Below are 6915 nucleotides of genomic sequence, written 5' to 3'. Positions count from 1 at the left end.
CGGTAACGGCAACAGTGGCGGCCCATGGGGCGCCGGCAATAATCTACCCCCCGACCTCGAGCAAATGCTCGCCAGGGCTCGGCAGTGGCTTGGGCAATTCATGCCAGGCGGCGGTCCGAGCTCTGTCATCATGTTCGCGGCCATCGCGGCGCTGCTGGCCGGCGCATGGACCGCGTATTACACGGTTCCGAGCGATTCGGTCGCGGTCGTGCAGCGGTTTGGCAAGTATGTGAAGAACGTCGAACCTGGCCTGCATTTCAAATTCCCCCTGGGAATAGACACGGCCATCATCGTTCCGGTTAAACGCCAATTGAAGCAGGAATTCGGATTCACCACCCCGGGCGCCACGGACCCTTACCAGAGCCCCGTCGATGGCAGGCGGGAAACGGAGATGGTGACCGGCGATCTCAACGCCGCGCTGGTGGAATGGGTCGTTCAGTACCGCATCTCGGACCCGGTCAAATTTTTGTTCGAGGTACGACAGCCGGGCCTGACCCTGCGATACGTGTCCGAATCGGTCATGCGGGAAGTCGTCGGCGATCGCACCGTCGACGAAGTGATCACCATCGGGCGCCAGGAAATCGAAGCGGAGGCCCTGACCAAGATGCAGGCGCTGTCGACCAAGTACGCGATGGGAATCAGCATCGACCAGGTGCAGTTGAAGAATATCAATCCACCCAAACCGGTGCAGGAGTCGTTCAACGAGGTAAACCAGGCGCAACAGGAAAAAGAAAAACTGATCAACGAGGCGCGCCGCGAGTACAACAAGGTGATCCCGCTGGCCGAGGGCGAGAAAGATCAGCGAATCCGCGAGGCTGACGGCTACCGGCTCAAGCGAATCAACGAGGCCGAGGGCGATGTTGCCCGATTCAGCGCCTTGCTGACCGAGTATGAGAAGGCTCCGCAAGTCACGCGCCGGCGTATTTACGTCGAGACCCTGCAGGCCGTCTTGCCGGGCATAGGCTCGAAAATTATCGTCGATGGCCAGACCGGCAATATTCTGCCGCTGTTGAATCTCGGCAGCGCAAACGGGAATCGGCCATGAACAAACTGATAGTTTTACTGGTATTACTGGGCGGCTCGGCGTTCGTACTAATCAATTCGATCTACACGGTCAACGAAGTCGAGCAGATTATCATCACCCAGTTCGGCAAGCCGATCGGCGATCCGGTGACGACAGCGGGCCTGAAGCTCAAGCTCCCCTTCATCCAGGAAGTCAACCCGATCGATAACCGGGTGCTCGAGTGGGACGGGAATCCCTCGGACATGCCGACCAAGGACAAGCTCTACATCTCTGTCGATCTGTTCGCCCGTTGGCGGATTATCGATCCGCTGCAGTATTTCCTGCGACTTCGCGACGAACGCAGCGCGCAATCCCGCCTCGACGATATCCTGGGCAGCGAGACCCGCAACGCCGTCGCCAAGCACGAGCTGATCGAAATCATTCGCACCACCCGTGATCGCGTGCCCCTGCGCGACGGACTGCTGACGGATGCCGAGCGCGAACTCGACATGGGCTCGCTGGTGCCGATCCAGAAAGGCCGCAAGCTGGTCGAACAGGAAATTTTTCTCGCGGCCGCCGAAAAGGTTCAGGTATTCGGGATCGAGCTGCTCGACATCCGCTTCAAACGAATCAATTACAACGACAGTGTTCGCCCGAAGATCTATGACCGAATGATCAGCGAACGGCGCCAGATTGCCGAGCGGTTTCTATCGGAAGGCAACGGCGAAGCGGCCAGAATTCGCGGCAACCGCGTTCGCGACCTCAACAAGATCCAGTCCGAGGCCTACCGGCAGGTCGAGGAGATCCGCGGCCTGGCCGATGCCAGGGCCACCGAGATCTATGCCGGTGCCTACAACCAGAGCGCCCAGGCCATTGCGTTCTACGAGTTCACCCGGACGATGGAATCCTATAAGCACATCATCGCCGAAAACACGACACTGGTGCTGTCGACCGATAGCGAACTGTTCAAATTCCTGAAGGGCATGGACCCCGAAACCGGGGCGAACCCGTGAAAGTGATGACGACGGAGTGCGGTTTGCTGATCTTCGCACTGTTGCTTCTGCTGGGATTAGCTGGCGTCACCGATCTCGGTGCGGCGCAGGGCGGAACCACTACATTGCCCGCAAACGCGAGCCCGGAGAGCTATGGCAGCGGATGGGAATGATCGGAATTCCGGGGACAGTATACTTAATTGTTTGGAGTGTGGGATATGGTGACAGTCAACTTATTTCTGCACTGCAAAACAAGTTAACTGTCACCTTTTAATACATTAAGCTTTTGCGACCCAAGCTGAGCACCATCCCGCCCCGGCAACTTCCTGACCCGGAAAAATATTGCAAGGGCCCCATTCGGCCCCGGCGCCTCCGGTAAAAAGCTGACAGTTACTGCATGTCTTGCCGGCCACTTGAGATTTATGGGTGTATTGGAATGCCTTGGCCTGGGCATTTTCCGGATCGAGTTGCGCTGCTTGCGCCAATGCCGGGGCTAGAATCGGGATTACCGCGAGGGCGGAAATTGATTTGATGAATTTTCTGCGATTGATTGAATTGTTCATGGTTAGTCTCCTTTAGTCAAATGTGAAGGGTTAATACAAATTTGGATTGGCTTTCGATTTCAGATAGTTGCTACGTCAAAAAACAAATACGCCTTTTATGTTTTCCAACGTAAAGATCGTTTCGTTACTACGCAACTCGCAAACAGCTAAAAGCGAGCCGAAACCGGATACTGGAAGCGAGGGCGAGGTAAACGATATTCTCGAAAGCGGGAAGACGTTTTCCCTAATTCGAGAAAATAGGCCGGGAATCTATCCTATCTGGAGTCAAAATTCGTTTAACAGAGAGATTTTGCGGGTTTAGCTCCGTTTGTTGGCACAATTTGGTCAAAATGATTGCAAATCGCGTGCCATATCATCCGTGTCGGAAGGTTGGCATTACCATTGCAAGTTAAATTTCCAACTGTCAGTTACTGGGGCACGAAAAAACCGTAAAAACTGGGACAGATTTATTTAATCGTTTACTTTGCTGACGGGCGAACGACCTGGGCGTTTGTATTCCAGCCTGATTCCGGTTCTTAGTTCGGATAATTCTAATTCCGGGGACAGTATAACGATTTCATGGTACCCGTTTTGCAAACAGCATATTGTCAATAAACTATAGTGTTCCCCGAATCGGCCTTATTCCATCGAGCCCGGCCCGAAAGTCGGCCTGATTAAATCAGGTATAATGTCCCCGAATTGCCCGCAATATTTAGCTCCGATGAACTCACTATTGTGATTAATATACTGTCCCTCGTAATCTCGTTTCTGTAAATTACCGGTTTCCCGGTTCACAGTTGGATATATGGCATTTTGGTCGCGACGCAGGCGCCTTGCCCGGACGCGCGTTTCCCGGCTCAGGCGGTTCCTTCGCTGGAGTGGGCTGGTATTGCTGCTTCTGGTCATTGCCGACGCGGTCTACCTGGCTTCGATCTGGCCGGACTGGGCGGCTTATCGGCATGGCCCGATTCAGCGCTCGCAGTTTATCCGGGACTACGAGCGGGAACGTCAGCAGCGAACTGACTGGCCGAAACTGCGCTGGAGTCCGGTTGCCATCGACGGGATTCCGAAACACCTGGTTCGCGCCGTGATCGTTGCCGAAGACTCCCGTTTTTACGAACACGAAGGCGTCGACCTGGAAGCGCTTAAAGAGGCTATGGAATACAACCTGTCGCAACAGCGTCTGGCCTATGGCGCCAGCACGCTGTCGCAGCAGACCGTGAAGAACCTGTTCCTGAGTTCGTCGCGCAACCCGCTGCGCAAATGGCACGAACTCGTATTGACCCTCGGCATGGAACGCAGCCTGTCGAAGCGGCGTATCCTCGAGTATTACCTGAATGTGGCCGAGTTCGGCCGAGGCATTTATGGCGCCGATGCCGCCGCGCGATATTACTGGAATGTGCCGGTTTCGAGGATTACCGCGCGCGAGTCGATCGAACTCGCGGCGACCCTGCCGTCGCCGGTCGCGAACAACCCACGCAGCAATACGCGTGCCTTCCGTAAACGGGTCGACAAGATCTGGCGCTACTTTCGCCGCTGAGCGAATTCCGGGGACAGTATACCTAATTCACCATACCCGGCCTGAAGGAGTTCTTGTCGAAATAAGTATACTGTCCCCAGAATCTTCATCCATCAGAAAGGAGTGAAACCGCTCCTGCCACAAGTGACCGCGCCAACCCTGGCGGAAATTAATATGCCGGGTGTGGTGCCGGTGTGCTTCTCCCAGGGTTGCTCGCAAGCCGTCTTCGCTGCTCGGCACCATTACTAGTTGCACGTGGTTTGGCATCAGGCAATTGGCACCGAGACCGCTTGAATCCAGTTATCGCTGAGCGGTGCTTCCGGGGTTAGGTATACTGTCCCCCGAATTCACGGGGTTAGGTATACTGTCCCCCGAATTCATGCTGTCCCTGGAATGTATTCGAGCATGCGCTGGTTGGGCAGGACTATGCACTCGCGGATGAAGCGTCGGCCGCCGCGCCAGGGGACTATGTCGAACTCGAAGCCCTGGAGGATTTGATCCTGGTCTGTTCCGCCTGTCCCTCGCGAGTGGGCCGGATCAGTGGCGATATGCCGCGTGGCGCGGCCATCGATCTTCTTCAGGACGCTTAGGCAGCTAGAGAAATGGTGGCAGTTAACTTATCTCTGCAATGTCACTCAGTTCCTGCCAGATCATCACCATCGCAAGCGTGAATTTGAGCTTCGGGCGTAGGCTAGATGCCAGACGCTACATCGGCAATGAAATATACTTTCTCCGGAATAGTTATTACCATTAAACGCAGGCAACGGGACCTGCCCGGCGCTACTCTCTTGAACCGTGATTGAAGGACAGCGTTATGCCGAGCGGCCCAGGAATTGTTTTATCGTTTACCGGATTGACCCTGATGACAGCCCTTTTCAGCACAGCCTCCGCGGGCCCGATAAAACTAATCACTGACTTTTCCCAGGAGCCTGGTAGCCTCGAGTGGTTTGTCGTTAATGATGACGTCATGGGTGGAAGGAGCAGCGGAGGATTCGAGCTGAACGATGGCAATCTGATGTTTACCGGATCGACAAATACGCTCGGAGGCGGCTTCAGTTCGATTCGGAGTCGAGGTCCGCGGATGGATCTATCGGAATTCAGTGGAATCAGGCTTCGGGTCAGAGGCGACGGTCGGCAATACTCGTGGCAGCTTCGAACGAACGCCATCTGCCGTGGACGAGAACTTGGCTTCTGGAGCGAATTCGAAACCACCGCGGGCCAGTGGCTCGGGATCGATCTTCCCTTTGCGGATTTTGTGCCGAAGTTCCGTGGTAACAAACTGGACGTCGCTCCGCCGAACCCGGCGCACATCAGGGGACTGGGTTTGATGATTTCCGACGGCAAAGACGGGCCGTTCGCAATCGCAGTGGACTCCGTCCAGGCTTATCGCGATAGCGAACCTTTCTCTCTCGGCGATTACCAGTGGGAAAACCGCCTGCTGGTCGTCAGCAGCCCGGCGCCGGACGAGCCGAAATTTGCCAGGCAGCTGCAACAGGTTGCAGCAACGGGCAGAGAGTTTGGAGAACGTGACCTCGTGCTAATCAGCCTTGCGACCGATGGAACGTCGCTTGCCGGAAAACGAAAGCTCGATCCGACACAGGTCGAAGAGATAAGAGCTGCACTCGGAATCGACGCGGGCGCCTTCGCCGTGCTGCTGGTCGGTAAAGACGGAACGGTCAAGTTGTCAAAAAACACCATTGTTCCCATGGACGACATTTACGCACTCATCGACAAAATGCCGATGCGGCAGCGCGAAATTCGGCGGGATTGACCGGCAACGTCGAAGCGATGCGCCCACTGCCGGAGATCATTTTGTTGTGAATGACGTCAATATCCATTTCACCCGTACGGAGTTTGCCGACCGCCAGCAGCGGGCACGCGAGCGCATGGCTGAGCTCGAACTCGATGGCATCTTGCTGTTCAAGTTCGAAGACATGTACTGGCTGACCGGTTTCGATTCGGACGGTTTTACCATCTTCGGTTGCATGTTCCTCGGCATCGATGGGCAGCTGACTCACCTGGCGCGTCCGGCTGACCTGGGCAACGCCGCTTACTCGTCAATCTGTGAAGATATCCGTATCGCGGTCGATTCGCAGGATGCGCCGCGCAGCGGGCAGATTCGGGAGATGCTCGACTCGCTCGGCATGCAGGGCAAGCGCATCGGCATCCAGGTGGATACCATGGGGCTGACACCGCGCTTGTTTCTCGAAATCCAGGCGGAGCTGGATAGCTGGTGCGAGCTGATCGTGGCGCCGGATTTCATCCGCGAGTTGCGCCTGGTGAAGAGTCCGCAGGAGCTGGACTACCTGCGCAGGGCGGGAGAGATCATGGATAAAGTGATGAAGCAAACCATCGAGGCGACATTTCCCGGCGCATACGAGGGCGATATCTACGCCACCTTTTACGACACGCTGTTTCGTATGGGCGCCGATTTGCCGGCGCATATCCCGCCGCTTGGCAGCGGTAAATCGGCGCTTAACCTGCGTTACACCTCCGGGCGGAAACACGTCCTGAACAACGACCAGGTGACCCTCGAACTTGGGGTCGCCTACCGGCACTATCACGCGGCGAGCATGTGCGTGGTGTTGACTGGACCCGACATAAGCGAACGTCATTTGAAAATGCACGAAACCAGTGTCATTGCGCTGGAGGCGGTGCAATCGATCCTGCGCCCGGGAACCACGGTCGGCGAGATCTACGATACTTACCGGGAAACGCTCGAAGACAACGGCGAACACGATGCGGTGCTGACAGTCTGCGGATACACGATGGGGGCTACCTGTCCGCCGACCTGGATGGAGCAGCCGTTGATATTCGCGGGCAATCCGCTGGTGCTCGAGGAAAACATGTCGTTTTTCA

General features: G+C 56.0%; 7 protein-coding genes and 1 pseudogene. 6 read left to right on the top strand and 2 right to left on the bottom strand.

Going from position 1 to position 6915, the window contains the following annotated elements:
* From hflK to OES20_18545, 3 genes are all read left to right on the top strand, one after another.
* The coding region (gene hflK / locus OES20_18555; GenBank protein ID MDH3636695.1) for an FtsH protease activity modulator HflK at positions 1-1045 on the top strand (1045 nt) is incomplete at its 5' end.
* Complete coding sequence (gene hflC, locus OES20_18550; protein MDH3636694.1) at positions 1042-2016, top strand: protease modulator HflC; 975 nt, start codon at positions 1042-1044, stop codon at positions 2014-2016. The genes hflK and hflC, both read left to right, overlap by 4 nt.
* A gap of 5 nt (positions 2017-2021) precedes the next feature.
* Positions 2022-2168, top strand: a complete 147-nt coding sequence (locus OES20_18545) for a hypothetical protein (protein MDH3636693.1) — start codon at positions 2022-2024, stop codon at positions 2166-2168.
* 105 nt (positions 2169-2273) lie between these two features.
* Here the strand turns inward: OES20_18545 and OES20_18540 are convergent, their stop codons facing one another.
* Positions 2274-2558: a high-potential iron-sulfur protein gene (locus tag OES20_18540; protein ID MDH3636692.1), complete on the bottom strand. Its 285-nt coding sequence runs from the start codon at positions 2556-2558 to the stop codon at positions 2274-2276.
* Between the two features lie 868 nt (positions 2559-3426).
* Here OES20_18540 and mtgA point away from each other — a divergent pair.
* On the top strand, positions 3427-4077 hold the full coding sequence (gene mtgA, locus OES20_18535; GenBank protein MDH3636691.1) for a monofunctional biosynthetic peptidoglycan transglycosylase: 651 nt from the start codon (positions 3427-3429) through the stop codon (positions 4075-4077).
* An 84-nt stretch (positions 4078-4161) separates the two neighbouring features.
* On the opposite strand, the pseudogene OES20_18530 reads toward mtgA, so the two are convergent.
* Positions 4162-4323, bottom strand: a pseudogene (locus OES20_18530) (transposase).
* A gap of 595 nt (positions 4324-4918) precedes the next feature.
* On the opposite strand from OES20_18530, the gene OES20_18525 reads away from it, so the two are divergent.
* Complete coding sequence (locus OES20_18525; GenBank protein MDH3636690.1) at positions 4919-5827, top strand: CIA30 family protein; 909 nt, start codon at positions 4919-4921, stop codon at positions 5825-5827.
* 46 nt (positions 5828-5873) lie between these two features.
* Positions 5874-6915, top strand: a 1042-nt coding sequence (locus OES20_18520; protein ID MDH3636689.1) for a Xaa-Pro peptidase family protein, incomplete at its 3' end; no start/stop codon positions are given.

This window comes from Gammaproteobacteria bacterium (assembly GCA_029862005.1).
GTDB lineage: Bacteria > Pseudomonadota > Gammaproteobacteria.
The sequence above is the reverse complement of the archived record's forward strand: the minus strand, read 5'-3'. Positions and strand labels throughout refer to the sequence as shown.